The organism is Paenibacillus sp. N22P23 (assembly GCF_059383735.1).
The window spans coordinates 1334015-1350282 of sequence record NZ_JBXENT010000001.1 but is presented as its reverse complement, the minus strand read 5'-3'; the positions used below and the strand labels follow the sequence as shown (position 1 = coordinate 1350282).

Sequence of the window (16268 nt, the reverse complement as noted above, 5' to 3'; positions counted from 1 at the left end):
TCGTTCTAAGCTAGCATTTTACCATTATTCGTTGGAAAAGGCACTCGCGCATATACGAAAAAAGAACCTGAGCAGTGTACTCAGGTTCTTCATATTGCGTATATAGAGACGCGATGATACAATCATCGTACGACTGTCAATCATCGAGTAGACATAATTAGTTTATCTTACAATTTAATCGTATCATGCCGGAAAACTCTTGTCAAATGGTTTTTCTCAATTCATTGGTTAAGGAGTGATAGGGAATGGATTCTTTGGTTCTCGGTTTTCAGGAAATGGATAAAACGCAGCTGATGCTCGTTGGCGGAAAAGGGCTGCACTTAGGGGACCTATCAAAGATTGAGGGCATACGAGTGCCAGAAGGATTTTGTGTTACTACAGTGGGATATCGACAAGCCATCGAACAAACAGCATCCTATTACACTTTGGTGGAGCAGCTATCCATGCTGCAAGCAGAAGATCGGGAACAGATCGGAGATATTTGCAAGAAAATAAGACAGATCATTATGGAAGCAGGCATTCCTTCTGATGTTGTAAAAGCAGTTACCCACAATCTCTCCCAACTTGGTGATGAACATGCATATGCCGTGCGATCTAGTGCAACTGCTGAAGATTTGCCTCATGCCTCGTTTGCCGGACAACAAGACACCTTTTTAAATATCATCGGAATAGAAGCAATCTTGAAGCATATCAGCAAGTGTTGGGCTTCCTTATTTACGGATCGCGCGGTCATCTATCGCATGCAGAATGGTATTGAACACAGCCAAGTACTTTTGGCCGTTATCGTTCAAAGGATGGTTTTCCCACAGGCTTCAGGGATTTTATTTACCGCTGATCCGATTACTTCTAACCGAAAGCTGCTATCCATTGATGCTAGTTTTGGACTTGGAGAAGCTCTGGTTTCCGGCCTGGTATCTGCCGATAGCTATCAAGTGCAGGAAGGGGAGATCGTCAATAAGAGGATCGCAGCCAAGAAACTGGCGATCTATGGAGTTCATGAAGGCGGTACAGAGACCAAGCAGCTCGATCCTGATCAGCAAACAACGCAAACCCTTACGGACGATCAAATTTTGCAACTGGCACGCATCGGAAGGCAGATCGAAGCTAAGTTCGGCAGTCCACAAGATATCGAATGGTGTTTGGACCAAGATACCTTCTATATTGTCCAGAGCCGTCCGATCACGACTTTATATCCAATCCCTGAAGCGAATGATCATGACAATCACGTCTATTTATCGGTTGGCCATCAACAAATGATGACTGATGCCATGAAGCCGCTCGGCTTGTCCTTCTATCTGATGACGACTCGTGCACCGATGCGTAAAGCCGGAGGAAGGTTATTTGTAGATGTTACTCCTATGTTGGCTTCACCAGTCAGCAGAGAAATGATAGTAACTACCTGGGGACAATCCGATCCGCTCACAACAGACGCACTTAGGACCATCATAGCGCGAGATTATATAAAATTGTTACCTAATGATCAACCCGCACCGAGTCCCAGTAGAAACCATTCCGCAATGCCGGTGCAAATCGATATCGATCCGACAATCGTTTCTGAATTGATTAAGCATAATCAAACATCGCTAGCAGTCTTAAAACAAACCATCCAAACAAAATCCGGGTCGGATGTATTTGAATTTATTCTAGAAGATCTTCAAGAACTACAGAGGATTTTATTTGACCCGCAAAGCACGCGCGTGTTTATGGCTGCTATGAACGCTTCATCCTGGATCAATGAACAGATGAACGAGTGGCTGGGTGAATCAAACGCAGCTGACACACTATCCCAATCTGTTGAGGGCAATATTACTTCGGAAATGGGTCTGGCGTTATTGGATGTCGCAGATGTGATTCGTCCTTATTCGGCCATCATTGATTTTCTGCAGCTTGCAGACAATGATCGCTTCATGGATGAACTCCTTGCGTTCGACGGTGGACGGGAAACACTGGACGCAATCAATGCTTATCTCACTAAATACGGAATGCGATGTGCCGGTGAAATCGATATGACCAGAGCTCGTTGGAGTGAAAAACCACTTACGCTAGTCCCGATGATTCTGAGTCATATCCAACAATTTGAACCAAATGCCGGTTTTCGGAAATTTGAGCAAGGACGACGGGAAGCCTATGAGAAGGAACATGAGTTACTTGAGCGATTGAAGCAATTACCGGATGGTGAACAGAAAGCCGAAGAGACCAAACATATGATTAGCCTTGTCCGGAATTTCATCGGTTATCGTGAATATCCCAAATACGGCATGATTAGTCGTTACTTCGTGTATAAGCAGGCTTTACTGAAAGAAGCCGAACTACTCGTACAAGCAGGTATTATTCATGAAACAGCAGATGTTTACTATCTCACTTTCGAAGAATTTCATGAAGTCGTGCGCACGAAAACACTGGATAACCAGTTCATCAGCAAACGAAAGGAAGAGTACGCATTCTATGACAAATTAACGCCTCCACGTGTGATTACATCTGATGGTGAGATCATTACTGGTGAGTACGAACGTGGAAATCGCCCGGCCGGAGCGATTGCAGGTCTGCCTGTTTCTGCAGGCGTGATTGAGGGACGCGCACGTGTCATTCTACGTATGGAAGATGCGGATCTAGAGGAAGGAGATATCTTAGTTACCTCCTTTACTGACCCTGGCTGGACACCATTATTTCTATCTATTAAAGGATTAGTCACCGAAGTTGGAGGATTGATGACCCACGGAGCAGTGATCGCACGTGAATATGGCTTGCCGGCAGTTGTCGGGGTGGATCATGCTACTAAGTTGATCAAAGATGGACAACGGATTCGCGTCCATGGAACAGAGGGGTATATCGAAATCTTGTAAGGGGAAAAAGCAAAAGGAGTAGATTGCCCACCGGCAGCTACTCCTTTTCTTTCGTTGATGGTTAGATCTCGAGCTTCCGGGTGCCGATCCATTTCACCATTTCCGGATCTCGATGAGAGAAGAACAGGCTCTGTTTCGTATCTAAAGACGCAATCGACTCCATATCCTGCTCGCCTAACTCAAAATCAAAGATATTGAAGTTTTCAATAATTCTTTCTTTACGAACCGACTTCGGAATGACAACGACTTCTCTTTGAATCAACCAACGCAATACGACTTGAGCAACGGATTTATTAACCTTATCGGCAATAGAGACCAAAACCTCGTTCTCGAACAAGTTATTTTTCCCTTCGGCAAAAGGTGCCCAGGATTCAATTTGAACTTGATGTTCGTTCATGAATTTCGCATTATCGATCTGTTGGTTGAACGGGTGTGTTTCCACTTGGTTTACGGCAGGTACAACTTCATTATGAAGGATCAAATCGATTAGACGATCCTCATGAAAGTTGCTGACGCCAATTGCCCTTACTTTACCTTCACGATACAATTCTTCCATCGCGCGCCAAGAACCGTAAACATCTCCATACGGCTGATGAATTAAATACAAATCCAAGTAATCCAATTGAAGACGAGCCAGTGATTTCGCGAATGCTTCCTTGGTACGTTCATAACCGGTATCCTGAACCCAAAGTTTCGTTGTGATAAATAACTCTTCTCTTGCTACACCGCTTCGTTTGATCGCCTTGCCAACGGCTTCCTCATTTAAGTAAGAGGCAGCGGTATCAATTAGTCTATAGCCCGCCATAATAGCGTCATAAACGCTTTGCTCACATTCCTGTTCATCTCGAATTTGAAAAACTCCAAAACCGAGCAGAGGCATTTCAATACCGTTGTTTAACGTTACTTTTTGCATATAAAAATCCTCCAATGTTGTAATGGTTATGTCCTTATTATGCATCGGTTGTTAAAGTGGTTGTTATACCATTCGTATCAAATGTTTGCCTAATCCTCTCACTACTACTTAAGTAACAATAACAATTGAACTATAATTGAACTATAGAAGAGACGGAACGGGGAGGATCTAATGTCTGAAAATGTCATGACGAAACAGCAGGAACTCATCACGATTATCGAACATCATTCAGATGGGGACGGCGTTCATAAAACCGCAATTCCATCCTTATATTTCTTACGCCGGTCCAAAACCTCCGAACCTAGCCACGGTGTATACAAGCCTTCCTTTTGTATGATCCTGCAAGGGGCGAAGGAAGTTTGGCTTTCACAGGATCGCTTCAAGTATAGTCCTTCTGATTACTTGGTGGCATCTGTTCATTTACCCGTTACCTCCCAAGTCACTGAAGCCCGTCCCGATTTACCCTATTTAGGTCTCAAGCTTGAATTTTCACCTAGTCAAATCCTAAAGGTTTTACATGACTCTGAACTACGAGCTATTCCAAGAGAACATAATAGGCGCGCCATGTATGTCAGCCATATTGAATCGTCATTATTGGATGCGGTCATCCGGTTAGCCCGTTTGTTAGATAACCCAAACGATATTCCGATGCTTGCTCCGCTCTATACGAATGAAATTCTTTATAGGGTGCTGCAAGGTCAGAATGGGGATATTTTGAAGGGGATTGTAATGGAAGAGAGCTCCATCCACCAAATCAGAGATGTCATTGAACATATCATGGACAATTATGATCGTTCTTTTCGAATCGAAGAGCTTGCAGATCTAGCGAATATGAGTGTTTCGACGTTTCATCGGTACTTTAAAGAAGTTACAGCCATGAGTCCCATACAGTTTCAGAAACAAATGAGACTTCAGGAAGCCCGGCGCCTATTATTAACCGAATCAGCAGACGCCGCTAATGTGGCCTATCGAGTAGGGTATGAAAGCACCTCCCAATTCAGCCGTGAATATTCTCGCATGTTTGGACTTCCGCCTAAGCAAGATATTAATCGGCTTCGAGCGCATTGAGAGGATTAGGCAACGAATTGAGAAGAATGAGGTAACGGTTGCTTTTCCATTTGTCGCATAATAAGGAACGAGGATAGCCATTTTCAGCTGCATCAAAATTGTTTTAAGGTAAGGAGACTTCATTTGTACGCACGATTGAAAAAAATGTTTGCCATCAAGGGATACAGCTTGTTTGTCATTTGTGTTTTCTTGGTCGGCATAGGGATTTCGATTACAATGCCGTACTTAGCTCTCTATTGTACGGAAGAGCTCGGCATGAGTGCGGGAGCCTTTGGCTTCTTCACTGCGGTAAGTTCATTGAGTGGCGTGCTGGCGAACTCATTTATTGGTAAACATTCGGATCGCAAGCTGGATCGGAAATTCATTATTGTTATAGCCACGGTTTCATCGGCAATAGCCTACTCCTCCTATTTAGCATTTGATCATTTCTTGACCTTGCTAATCGTCGTAAGTTTTTTCAGTGGTTTGGGAGCTGCCGCCATGCCTCAAATTTATGCTTATGCTCAGGAATCGGCAAATGAAAGCAACTCCGATGACAAGACGTTTGCAATGTCTACCCTGCGTTCCCTTGTATCTCTCGGATTCTTGATCGGTCCTTTAGTCGGCACCGTATTCTTAGGCGCAATTGGATATAAGGCACTGTTTCTGGGAACTTCATCCATATTTCTAACTATCGCATCGCTCGTGTTTCTATATCTGCCTAGGAGAGCAGCCAAGAAGAAGCAGGTTGCAAGTAGTGGTGACACATCATTCAATCGCAGGCTGATCTGGTATCCGCTCATGGCTTTCATCTTTCTATTTGCGATCAATGCCATAAACGGGATTGTAACGCCGTTGTTTATTGTAAACGAGCTGCATGGAACGCATACCGATGTCGGACTGGTTGTTAGCCTATGTGCGGGTTTGGAGATTCCAATTATGCTTGCACTTGGCGCCTTGGGCAGAAAGGTATCTAATCATTCTTTGCTGATCAGCGCCTGCTTTATTGCAGTAACCTACAACATCATCTTGAGTATTTCTACGGCTACTTGGCAGCTTATCGCTGCTCAGCTTCTACAGGCAACGTTCGTAGCCATTGTAATGGGCAACGGACTAAGTTATTTCAATGAGCGGTTTCCGAATTCACCTGGGATGTCCTCGACGATCTACTACAACGGGACCATTATTGGTAGGCTATTAGGGAATTTAAGCGGGGGTCTCATCGCTCAGTTTGCAGGGATTCGTGACGTTTATTGGGTATGCTTAGCAATTGCAGTTGTTTCGTTCTTTATCTTATGGAGCACAAGACCTCATAGGAAGATTGAAGCAGCAGTAACCTAATAATCCGGTTTATACACAACACTAAATGGAGGCGTTTAGACAAATGGAAATCCATAAAATTGGTTCACAACCTTCAAGAAAAGGACCAGCTGAATATTTTACCGGCACGGTGCGCGTCGATCCGCTGTTTGAAGCACCACAGCCTGCGCGCGGAGTTGGCGCCAGCGTGACGTTCGAGCCGGGGGCTCGGACAGCGTGGCATACGCATCCACTGGGGCAAACCCTAATCGTAACGGCAGGAAAAGGACGAGTCCAACGATGGGGAGGCCAGATTGAGGACATCAGTCCCGGGGACGTCATTTGGTTCCCGCCAGGCGAGAAACACTGGCACGGAGCATCACCAACCACTGCTATGACCCATATTGCCATCCAAGAACGTCTTGACGGTTCAACGGTCGATTGGCTGGAGCAAGTCAGCGACGAGCAATACAATGCGAACGACCAATAAGTTTGAAGACAAACACAAGGAGGAAGGCTATTGCCTTTCTCCTTGTGTTATTTAGCGTGATATAAACAATAGGATGATAATCGTGTTGAATGAGTTAGAACGGTATTCACCATATTTGAATTGAGACAGGTTTCCATTCTCGCAGCAGTCCACGCAATATATGAAATATTTCATATATTGCCAATAGCAAAAATAGTAGGAGGTGCAAATATTGGCCATTCAATTTCTTGATTTACGACTTTCTGAAGCAAGCAATAATAGCTCAGGTACTTCTCCAGTCCCGACTACGCCCGCTCTTTTTGGAGATATTGGTCTTCAGACGGCTGCCGCTGTCGGAACACCTAATCAAGACAGTGTAAGAGTAGCCTTGTGGGGCACAGTAGGGATAAGTGCTGCAAGTGCAGGCTTGATTACAATTACTGTGGAAAGAAACAGCGGAAACACACCAGGTTCAGGCACATTGATTTACTCATTAACTACTGGTTTAGCCGCTCGTGAATTTATTACTTTTCACGCTGAGGACTTCCCCCCAGCAGTTGTCGTAACTGATCAAATCCGCTATACAATGTTTTTAGCTGCATCGGTCGCAGGTATGAACCTCGATGGACCAATCAGTTTTGGCGGAATCGCTGCAGCTGGAACAACAGACAATAAATTATAGCAAATTCCATTTTACCGAGGATGTCGTGATACCATCTGGAAAGACAATGCCCGTTTGAACTTAGGTTCAAACGGGCTTTTAGCTTTGGAAAGTCATCCCGTAACACCGTTGGACATGTGCGTACGGCCGACGCAACTTTTCTACTGTGCCTCAGCAATGCTTTAAAACAATGCCTTTCTCTGTTTAGGGCAAGGATACATGCAACTCTTTAATTGTACCGTCAGACAGCTTAAATGTGTGCTTCAATAAGAAAGGTTTGGGCAAATTCGTTTTGTCAAAGTCGCCGTCAATTGACGCGATGACAGCATACGCACCGTCTTGCTCTATAGCATCGGTTATTTCGAAACGAACGTGAGCACCCAAAATCTCGGATTTGCTCCAATTGCAGATAGCTTCGAGACCAATAAATTCTCGATTATCGTCAAAGACGTAGGCATCCTCGTGGAATGCAGCAAGAAAAGAATCCAATTGTTCCTCGTTTGAAGCATGAAAATAAGCTTTAACTGCATCTGGTAATTGAATCATATATAATTCCTCCCCTTTTAGCATGAACAGAAAGTCTATTACACAGTAGGCACTGTACCGCCGTCAATGACATACTCGCTTCCCGTAATCGAAGCTGAGCGATCGGAAACCAAGAAAGCGGCAAGGTCCGCGACTTCCTCAGGCAGACCAGGACGACCAATGGGAATGCCCCCGAGCGAGTTCATAAGTTCCTGCAGCGCCGCTTCTCGGCTACCAGCGACCGTCGCGATCCGGTCAATCATCCGATCCGCCGCTTCCGTCTGAATAAAGCCCGGCGCAATCGTGTTGATACGAATTCCTTTTGGCGAAAACTCCTTAGACAAGCCTTTGCTGTAGTTGGTCAACGCGGCTTTAGATGCAGCGTACGCCAAAGTCGTTTCGTATAGTGGCAACTTTCTCTGAATAGAGCTCACATGGATGATGACACCTTTCCCTTGCTCTACCATCAGAGGGAGCAAACTTCTGTCCAATCGGACAGATCCAAGCAAATTCATGTTCAACGTTTCTAGCCAATCTTCCTCCGTTAAGGCCAAGGCACCGCCAGGAGGCGTAGCTGCACCGCCGACTGTATTAATAAGAATGTCGATACCGCCCAACTTCTCTTTAACAGCTTCAACAAGAACCGCCGTACCTTCGGGATTTGTAATATCGGCTTGAATGAAGTGAACACCGGGAATATCGTAATGCGTCGGGATTGTACGCGCCGTTGTAAGCACTGTGGCTCCAGCTTCGGCCAACCGCTTCACGATTGCATAGCCCATCCCTTTTGTTCCTCCCGTTACTAATGCTCGTTTACCTTGAAATTCATGCTCATAAGATGCAAAATTCATATGACTAAATCCTCCTCGTGAGTTTTCATAGATGTTCTCGATCACATGAATTAGCATACTCTGATCAAAAAGATTATTCTAATTTATATTTTTAATATAATTAATTATTTAAATTCATGAGTTTAACTTCATTGATTCAGTAGATGTGTTTAGTTTTTGTTCAAATGTCTAAGTCCATTCTTGCTTCGATCAAAGAGAATCTGTATGATTACAACAAAAAATGATGTCGAGGATTCATGCAGGAGGATTCTATGGAGCTTACCCAGTTGGAGTATTTCTTGACAGTTGCCCGAATGGAGCATTTGACGAAAGCTGCAGAAACTTTATCAGTTACTCAACCTGCGCTAAGTCACTCGATTTCTAAACTAGAAGCAGAGCTCGGTGTCCCTTTATTTGAACGAAAGGGTAGAAATCTGCAGATTAACCGATACGGTACAATGTTAATGAAGCGTGTGGAGAAGATATTGATGGAGGTGGAGCGTGGGAAACAGGAAATTGAAGAATGCTCCAACCCGGATTCCGGTGTCATTCATCTATCTTATTTAAATATCTTGGGCGTTGATTTAATTCCACATCTCATTCGAGAATATCAGCAAGCTAATCCCAAAATCACGTTTAAGTTGACGCATGGTGACAAGGGACTGATTCTAGAACACGTGGAGCGCGGCGATTCGGATTTGATGATAACTTCTGAAAGACCTGTGGGAGATACGTATGAATGGCTGCCGATTCTCTCATTACCGCTGTATATCATCGTCTCATCCGAGCACCCACTTGCCAATCAGGAATCGAGTAGCTTGAAGGAGATAAACGGAGAGCCTTTTGTAGGTTTAAAGCAAAACTGTTCGCTGAAGGATTCACTATTGGCCCGTGTCCATCATATGAACTTTACGTTAGCCTCTACTTACGATGCTGATGATTTGCCGACAGTGGCAGGTTTTGTTTCGGCGGGACTTGGGGTATCTGTATTGCCAAGAACAGCTGGACTGGAGCTCAAAGGCTTGAGCTGGATCAAGATTGAGGACAAAGGGTGGGTTTGGGAAGTTGGTCTGCAATACAAAAAAAACAGGTTCCTTTCGCCGGCTACTCAAAGATTCGTTAACTATCTTGAAGAAAAGTTCGAATAATATAGTGGAGGGACTTTCGAAATAAGTTTGGAATGGACTAAACATGAGGAGAGGTCGAGCATGGTACGCAGTACAGAAGAAATTGTTATTGGGATTGATGGTGGCGGCACCCACACGCGGGTAATGGCCGTAGATCTTGCTGGAAACGTTTTATCCTACATCGAGCATGGCGGCTCTTCGATACATAAGGATTTGCAAGCAAGGGAAAATGTGCAGTGGGCTATTGAAGAAGTATTACGTCAATCGGGAAAATCCGTGAACCATGTGAAGGCTTTGACGGGAGGTATTGCAGGTTTCGATTCCCGGGAAGATCTCGAATGGGTACTGCCATTGACCGAATTAGAGGGATTAGATTGCAAGAAGCAACACGTCAATGATGCAGTAGTCGCTCACAGTGGAGCCCTTCTTACAGAGCCGGGAATTATTGTAATATCAGGAACAGGGTCTATAATCTATGCCGTAACTGAGGAAGGGCAGCAGATCAGGAATTATGACCTGCAGCATTATGCAGCCAGTGCAGCCAGATTTCTTGCTTATGAAGCCACATTTGAACTACTATCGGGCAACATAGACGATAGCGATCAGGTTTTGATTAAAGACATACTGCAATTCTGGGAAGTGTCCACTGTCGAAGAGTTATCACATCTCGCACTAAAGGGCTTTGTTGCGGATCAGAGAGAACGTAATCGAAAGTTTGCCGCGCTTGCACCATCAGTTACCGAAGCTGCCGTTCAAGATAGTAAAATGGCTAAACGGGTCTGCGACCGCGCAATCCAGCAGATCATGACAGGAGTAGAAATGCTCGCTTCCTACTTTTCTGATTCAGAAATCAGCGTTTCATTAATTGGCAGCGTTGTTAACAGTGACTATTTCCAACGAAGTCTGGCAACCAGCATGAGAAATGGGAACAACAAAAAGTATAGACTAATGAGACCCGCATTCTCACCGGTTGCCGGGGCGGCGCTGTTGGCGTTAAAGCAATTGAGTATTCCGATCGACCAGGATCTTCTGCATAATCTCAGTCAACACCCTCGTTCTCTGAATTAATGAAGGTAACAAACAGGTCTCCGCGCTAGGAGGCCTGTTTGTTTTTGAGCTCAACCAATAGGGCATGCAGCTGCTCCGTAGCCAGTCCATGTAAAACCAGGCGGAAGCCGGCGCGAAGGGTAGTTAATGGAACCATGGGATGTTTGTTGTTAATGAGAGCGAGTCTATCATTGTTACCGATGATTTTGGAGGCAAGAATGCCGATCGTTTCATCCAATTGCAGCGAATTCGTAGCTCTCCAGAAATCATTATCGGTCAGAAAAAACTGGTAAATAGGTGTAAAGCATTCAATTGCAGTAGTAAGATCAAGAAAATTAGTCCAACGATTCGGCATTTCTTCGATCGGAATGGGTACGGTTGAAATGGAAGTAAAGTTTAATCGTTCTTGTTTGGAAACCTCAATGTTTTTCTCGCGAATTTCTCGGTTCAGGTTAATTACAAAGTTATATAAATTGAGGTCGTGATTGAGAAACAAGTCATCCTTTACTTCCTTGAGGTTGGTCGGCTTAAGCGGGTTCATCTCTACTTGAACGCCAGGAACATTATCTCGAATAAACTGTAGTACTTCGGAACCGAGATAGAAATGTCGGAGGATCATATAGTTTGCATCAGGGCTCACAAACGTTCTCATTCCCCAATACAGCGTGCGGTGCAGCATTTTGGAAGACGTGAATGTTTTGGAGAAAATGATCTTATAGATTTGCAGAAGGATAATAAGCAGTCTCGCAAAAGGTCTTAATATAGGAAGTAGAAATTGTCTCGATCTGCTTGAGCAGTCTTTTAAATAGGCGGCTTTCGCTTCCTCATTAAAGGGGATGCTCTGATCCAAGTAGATCGCCAGGAACGGATTCGGGTCAAGCTTGTTGTGGGGCATTGTATTGAAATATTCAGCTTTGCTCATGTATTTCCCAGCTCCTCTAATTGGAGTAAGTATAAGCGGGCGGTTGTTTTAGCGGTCTTGATCATCCTCGCGGCAATATCCATGGTAAGCATAGGGTGCTGCACCACGGTTTCAAGACGTTCGAAATGCTTCTCATCGGAATCGCTGTGATAGAGGAGGAAGGAGACATGTTCATCCTGAAGCCCCAATTGATCGCGGATCATTTCCCCCCAGTACCGTGCCATGCGGCATCCGAGACCTTCGATAATCCACATCGCCCCGATTAAGTCGACCGGGTTTTCCCGACTCGCTCGCTGGAATAAGTAAGCGGACAATGCCTCGCTGCCAATATTTTTCTCGCCAAGATGAATATCAGATAAGTTACCGCCAACAGCTACATAATTTTTCTCCAATAGTTGAAAGTCACGATGCTCGTCGCGCGCATGAGCAATAAACAAGGAACGTAAATCAATATGCTCGATGGCGATGTAGGAGGCTGCGCGGGCGATCCATTGCGAACCGTCAATTACCTGCTGTCTGATGTTCTCCATAAGGAGCTTATAATCATCCAGCGTAAATTTACCTTGATAAAGCTTATGAATGACGGGTACGTGAGCTAGCTTTTGTTCGAAATCGATCCACACGTTGATCAATTGACGAACTAAATGAGATTGAACCGCATGGGTTTCGTCAAATTGGACAAAAGGTGCTTCCGCTTGTCGTTCAGAGTGACCAGTTGTTTCCTGATTCTCAGAACCTACAACAGTAAGCAGCATGTAGGAGGTTTGAAACCTCCCGCTCTCCGGGACCATACATAGGATTTGTTCGCCGGGTACGAGTTGCCCATTGGTCATAAGCTCCTCCAACATAATATAAATAGAGGCAGCCCCCGTATTGCCTTTCGTATACAGGTTCGTGAACCATTTTTCCTCCGGAATCGTTAATCCGCCCAGTTGAAGAAGACGAAAAATTTCATCACGGAAAAAGTGCGAAGAGTAGTGGCACACCATCCAGTCGATCGCATCTGGCGTTATTCGCCCTTCTTCAACAAGTTCAAAGAAGCGTTTGACGCCGACTTTAGGCATCTCATTCACAAGTCTTATGTCTTGTTTCAAATTGAGTGCACCATCATCCGCTGCTTCTTGGACGGAAGCGTAATCCATCCAAGATGAGTGATTAGGTGTATCTTTGTTGATGCCCGCATACATACATACATCGTATAAATGAGCGTACGATTGGTTGTCGATCCATTCGATACGGAGGGACAAGCCTTTAGCGCTTGGTTTATTCTGCAGCACCGCAGCTCCAGCCCCATCCGATAACATAAATCGAAGGAAATCGGTATCGAAGGGGAGCGGGCGTTCCGAAAATCTGGCTTGCGCTTCAAATCGAGTATGCTTGAATATTCGGCTGGGAAACTCGCTCGCGCAAGAAACGGCTGCTTGGTTCTCGCCCGATTGGATGTGTAAGAACGCATTCTTCATGGCTTGCATTCCGCTGCCACAGACCCCTTGATGCGTCGCGATCTCCATAACGGGCAGGCCTGTTTCAGCATGTACCATACTCGCGAAGCCGGGGACGAGCAGATCTCCTTGAGTCGTGCCTACAGCAAGAAAGTCAATCTTATCGGATAAATCTTCGTTGTTGCGTTCAAGCGCATCGCGGATGGCTAAATTGGCCATTTGAGCATTGGAGTAAAGCGTTTGTTGTTGTTTATTGATGGCATAATGCCGAAATCGGATCTGGTTCTGTTCAAGGATCCGGCGCATGGATTTCGAGCTTTTCCCACCTATACGACCAAGATAATCCTCCACTTCTTCATTTCCGATGGGGGAACCGGGTAGAAACTTCCCAATGCTTGTGATATATACCGAATTCATCGTATCGTACGCCTCCTCTGACAGATTCCCAATAATTAGTATTTATATGATCCATCATCATCTATTTTGGAGAGGAAACATAGTACTAAGTTTTTGTAGTACTCATGGGCAGGAACGTGCGAGTAAATGGTGGAATAACTATACAATCATTCTCGCATTAGGAGGTCGTAATAAATGCCATTTCCAACGCATATCGTATCCGCTGCCGGCATTGTGGAAGATGGGCACGGAAATATCCTTATCGTAAAAACTCGTGATGGTGGTTGGGTTTGTCCGGGTGGACAAGTAGAAGTAGGAGAAAATCTGATGGATGCATTGGTTCGTGAAATCAAAGAGGAAAGCGGCATTGACACCACGGTGAGCTGCTTAATTGGTGTCTACTCGAATACAGGGATTTTCAAATGGTACGATGGTGTGACTGATGTTCCAACGCAAGTTATTTTTGAATTCATCTGTGCGCCTGTCGGTGGGGAGTTAGCTGTTTCTGAAGAAACAACCGACAGCCGGTGGGTGGCGAAAGATCGCGTTCTTGATTTCATTACACATCCAGCAATTCGTACGCGATATCAAGCTTATTTGGATTATAACGGAGCGGTAAATTACATGGAGTATGTGACGCACCCCGAGTTCACAATTAAACACCAAACACATATATCGAAGTAGATTACAGAGAAGAGACCATCCTGTTTAGGATGGTCTCTTCTCATGGAACAAGTCTAGTGAGAATACATATATACCAACATATGGTATAATTATTGGTAATTATATTAATAGAAGGATGGGTTAGCATGCGTTTATTTCCTGTAGCATATTCACTCTTGTCAAAAGAAGCGATATTATCGCATATTAAAGATTATTATGAAATGGATGAGCCAATTAGTTTCGAGTATTTTCTTAGAGGGATGAACGATACTTATGTATTAGAAACTAAGCAAGCCAAATATATCTTCAGAGTTTATCGTGCTGATCGGAGAAATATTTCAGAGATCGCATTTGAATTAGATTTATTGAATTATCTTGATTTGCAAGGTGTGGACGTTTCAATACCGATCAGAAAAAATGACGGGACTTTTATTAATGAATTTTTTGTCTCTGAAGGAGTAAAGTATGGCGTCTTGTTTAGTTTTGCTGAAGGAAATGAAAAGCCTATTCATGCTATAGAAGATAGTTACTTGTTTGGAAAAGCAGTAGGACAAATTCACAAAGTTTCTGACACCTTTACTAGTGAACATGCAAGAGGTAATCTGGATTTGAAGCATCTGATTGAGAATCCGCTTCATACAATTAAGTTACATATGGAACACCGTCAAGAGGATTATGATTTTCTTCATGATCTTGCTATGCGTCTAAAGGAAAAATTGATAACCCACTTGGAAGAAGGCTTAGATTGGGGAGTATGTCATGGGGATTTGCATGGCAACACAAATGCAGCCTTTACGGACGACGGGAAAGTGACTCATTATGATTTCGATATTTGTGGATATGGATGGAGAGCTTATGATATTGCAGAGTTCAGATTAGCAAGAGAAATTCATAGTAGGCATGATAAAGAAGAAGTCGAAAGGCTATGGGAAGCGTTTCTAAAAGGATACAGGGACGTAAGATATTTCAGTGAGAATGATGTTAAAGTTGTCCCTATATTCGTCGCACTTAGACAACTTTGGCTCTTTGGACTATGTTTTAGTGAATCAGAACTTATAGGAAAAGCTGACTTTGATAATGGATTTATTGATAGTAAGATGAATTATTTCAGGAATGTAGACCTCATATCACAGCATTAACATAGAAAAATTTCAACTCGCGCTCCTCATCTTGCATGCCGCGAAGTGGCCGTCAGCCTGCTGAGAAACCACTATAAAAAGATCGCCAATCACCTGTACAAGCAGGTAGGTTAAGGCGGTCTTGTTGTTTAAAGTGCGAACAAATAACGGCAAGTTTTTCCGGTTATTGATAAGAAAAGAGACTCCTTCTACGGAACTATTTGCTATGATAAATCCAGCAGCAAATTGTAATCCGTGTTAGAGGAAAGGAGCCTTTACCTTGCGAAATCTGAAGCAGGAGGTTTGTTCACATGAGAGAAGTACCTGCACGCAACAATTTGCCGGACGGTTACAGACCGGTAGTGATTCCGAACACACTAAAAATGATTTATGGAGGTAGGATGATGAACGAACAACAATATGCTAAAGAAAGCAATATGCAGGCTAGTCCGATTAAAAACAAAGTCGGAAGCATTTTCGTTCCCGTTAGGGATATTGAGAAGTCACGCAGCTGGTATTGTAGGGTTTTAGGGCTGAATGAAGAGGATTGCAACATTATGAATGGCCACTTATGCACTTTACCAATGGAAGGAACCGGAATTATACTAGATACAATGCCAAAGTGGGGCGGTGACCAACCAGGGGGAGCTCCGTCAATCGAAACGCCTGCCTATATGCTTATGACAGAAAATCTACAAAGTTCGTTCGATTATATGAAGAAGATCGGTGCGGAACTCGTAACAGAAATTGAACACGATCATTGGTTCGTCGTGAAGGATCCGGATGGAAACAAATTGATGATTTGTCGCGAATAGAGAAGATTTTGAGCAAGATTAAACCGAATGATATGCTAGGAGAAGGCCATCCACTACGGGATGGTCTTTTTATATGGTGGCTAGTTGAACGCAACAAATCCGTTGTCCATTGCGTCTAACTATACGACGAACAACCTTGGAGGTAAGAAGA

Annotated in this window: 15 protein-coding genes; 10 read left to right on the top strand and 5 right to left on the bottom strand. The window is 44.1% G+C overall.

Annotated features, from left to right (window positions below):
* Positions 1–245 precede the first annotated feature (245 nt).
* Positions 246–2843, top strand: coding sequence for a phosphoenolpyruvate synthase (gene ppsA / locus AC506A_RS06440; protein WP_495460143.1), 2598 nt, complete (start codon positions 246–248; stop codon positions 2841–2843).
* Between the two features lie 61 nt (positions 2844–2904).
* On the opposite strand, the gene AC506A_RS06435 is transcribed toward ppsA, so the two are convergent.
* Positions 2905–3756, bottom strand: coding sequence for an aldo/keto reductase (locus AC506A_RS06435; RefSeq protein WP_495460142.1), 852 nt, complete (start codon positions 3754–3756; stop codon positions 2905–2907).
* A gap of 171 nt (positions 3757–3927) precedes the next feature.
* Between AC506A_RS06435 and AC506A_RS06430 the strand changes: the two genes are divergently transcribed.
* The 4 genes from AC506A_RS06430 to AC506A_RS06415 all read left to right on the top strand — a co-directional run bounded on the left by AC506A_RS06430 (position 3928) and on the right by AC506A_RS06415 (position 7253).
* Positions 3928–4824 (top strand): AraC family transcriptional regulator, encoded by an 897-nt coding sequence (locus tag AC506A_RS06430; protein WP_495460141.1) that lies wholly within the window; start codon positions 3928–3930, stop codon positions 4822–4824.
* 123 nt (positions 4825–4947) lie between these two features.
* Complete coding sequence (locus tag AC506A_RS06425; RefSeq protein WP_495460140.1) at positions 4948–6144, top strand: sugar efflux transporter; 1197 nt, start codon at positions 4948–4950, stop codon at positions 6142–6144.
* Between the two features lie 43 nt (positions 6145–6187).
* A complete protein-coding gene (locus AC506A_RS06420) occupies positions 6188–6592 on the top strand; it encodes a (R)-mandelonitrile lyase (RefSeq protein WP_495460139.1) in 405 nt (134 codons plus the stop codon).
* Positions 6593–6803: 211 nt separating this feature from the next.
* Entirely contained in the window at positions 6804–7253 is a 450-nt protein-coding gene (locus AC506A_RS06415; RefSeq protein WP_495460138.1) for a hypothetical protein, read from the top strand.
* A 183-nt stretch (positions 7254–7436) separates the two neighbouring features.
* On the opposite strand, the gene AC506A_RS06410 is transcribed toward AC506A_RS06415, so the two are convergent.
* Together AC506A_RS06410 and AC506A_RS06405 are read right to left on the bottom strand one after the other, a co-directional pair.
* Positions 7437–7778, bottom strand: coding sequence for a nuclear transport factor 2 family protein (locus tag AC506A_RS06410; protein WP_495460137.1), 342 nt, complete (start codon positions 7776–7778; stop codon positions 7437–7439).
* Between the two features lie 38 nt (positions 7779–7816).
* Positions 7817–8608: an SDR family oxidoreductase gene (locus AC506A_RS06405; RefSeq protein ID WP_495460136.1), complete on the bottom strand. Its 792-nt coding sequence runs from the start codon at positions 8606–8608 to the stop codon at positions 7817–7819.
* Between the two features lie 251 nt (positions 8609–8859).
* Between AC506A_RS06405 and AC506A_RS06400 the strand changes: the two genes are divergently transcribed.
* Positions 8860–9735 carry a LysR family transcriptional regulator gene (locus AC506A_RS06400; RefSeq protein WP_495460135.1) on the top strand — a complete coding sequence of 292 codons (876 nt, stop codon included), beginning with the start codon at positions 8860–8862 and terminating at the stop codon, positions 9733–9735.
* Between the two features lie 60 nt (positions 9736–9795).
* On the top strand, positions 9796–10782 hold the full coding sequence (locus AC506A_RS06395; protein WP_495460134.1) for an N-acetylglucosamine kinase: 987 nt from the start codon (positions 9796–9798) through the stop codon (positions 10780–10782).
* Between the two features lie 25 nt (positions 10783–10807).
* Here the strand turns inward: AC506A_RS06395 and AC506A_RS06390 are convergent, their stop codons facing one another.
* Both AC506A_RS06390 and AC506A_RS06385 read right to left on the bottom strand, forming a co-directional pair.
* On the bottom strand, positions 10808–11683 hold the full coding sequence (locus AC506A_RS06390) for a DUF6999 family protein (RefSeq protein ID WP_495460133.1): 876 nt from the start codon (positions 11681–11683) through the stop codon (positions 10808–10810).
* Positions 11680–13542, bottom strand: coding sequence for a beta-ketoacyl-ACP synthase III (locus AC506A_RS06385; protein ID WP_495460132.1), 1863 nt, complete (start codon positions 13540–13542; stop codon positions 11680–11682). The genes AC506A_RS06390 and AC506A_RS06385 overlap by 4 nt, the downstream gene beginning before the upstream one ends.
* A 174-nt stretch (positions 13543–13716) precedes the next feature.
* On the opposite strand from AC506A_RS06385, the gene AC506A_RS06380 reads away from it, so the two are divergent.
* The 3 genes from AC506A_RS06380 (at position 13717) to AC506A_RS06370 (ending at position 16117) form a co-directional block, all read left to right on the top strand.
* A complete protein-coding gene (locus AC506A_RS06380; protein ID WP_495460131.1) occupies positions 13717–14205 on the top strand; it encodes an NUDIX hydrolase in 489 nt (162 codons plus the stop codon).
* Positions 14206–14330: 125 nt separating this feature from the next.
* A complete protein-coding gene (locus AC506A_RS06375; RefSeq protein ID WP_495460130.1) occupies positions 14331–15323 on the top strand; it encodes a phosphotransferase in 993 nt (330 codons plus the stop codon).
* 383 nt (positions 15324–15706) lie between these two features.
* Entirely contained in the window at positions 15707–16117 is a 411-nt protein-coding gene (locus AC506A_RS06370; RefSeq protein ID WP_495460979.1) for a VOC family protein, read from the top strand.
* Positions 16118–16268 lie beyond the last annotated feature (151 nt).

Coding starts and splice junctions, on each gene's coding strand:
- ppsA (WP_495460143.1), top strand. CDS start 246: ATGGATTCTTTGGTTCTCGGTTTTCAGGAAATGGATAAAACGCAGCTG.
- AC506A_RS06435 (WP_495460142.1), bottom strand. CDS start 3,756: ATGCAAAAAGTAACGTTAAACAACGGTATTGAAATGCCTCTGCTCGGT.
- AC506A_RS06430 (WP_495460141.1), top strand. CDS start 3,928: ATGTCTGAAAATGTCATGACGAAACAGCAGGAACTCATCACGATTATC.
- AC506A_RS06420 (WP_495460139.1), top strand. CDS start 6,188: ATGGAAATCCATAAAATTGGTTCACAACCTTCAAGAAAAGGACCAGCT.
- AC506A_RS06410 (WP_495460137.1), bottom strand. CDS start 7,778: ATGATTCAATTACCAGATGCAGTTAAAGCTTATTTTCATGCTTCAAAC.
- AC506A_RS06405 (WP_495460136.1), bottom strand. CDS start 8,608: ATGAATTTTGCATCTTATGAGCATGAATTTCAAGGTAAACGAGCATTA.
- AC506A_RS06400 (WP_495460135.1), top strand. CDS start 8,860: ATGGAGCTTACCCAGTTGGAGTATTTCTTGACAGTTGCCCGAATGGAG.
- AC506A_RS06395 (WP_495460134.1), top strand. CDS start 9,796: ATGGTACGCAGTACAGAAGAAATTGTTATTGGGATTGATGGTGGCGGC.
- AC506A_RS06390 (WP_495460133.1), bottom strand. CDS start 11,683: ATGAGCAAAGCTGAATATTTCAATACAATGCCCCACAACAAGCTTGAC.
- AC506A_RS06385 (WP_495460132.1), bottom strand. CDS start 13,542: ATGAATTCGGTATATATCACAAGCATTGGGAAGTTTCTACCCGGTTCC.
- AC506A_RS06380 (WP_495460131.1), top strand. CDS start 13,717: ATGCCATTTCCAACGCATATCGTATCCGCTGCCGGCATTGTGGAAGAT.
- AC506A_RS06375 (WP_495460130.1), top strand. CDS start 14,331: ATGCGTTTATTTCCTGTAGCATATTCACTCTTGTCAAAAGAAGCGATA.
- AC506A_RS06370 (WP_495460979.1), top strand. CDS start 15,707: ATGAACGAACAACAATATGCTAAAGAAAGCAATATGCAGGCTAGTCCG.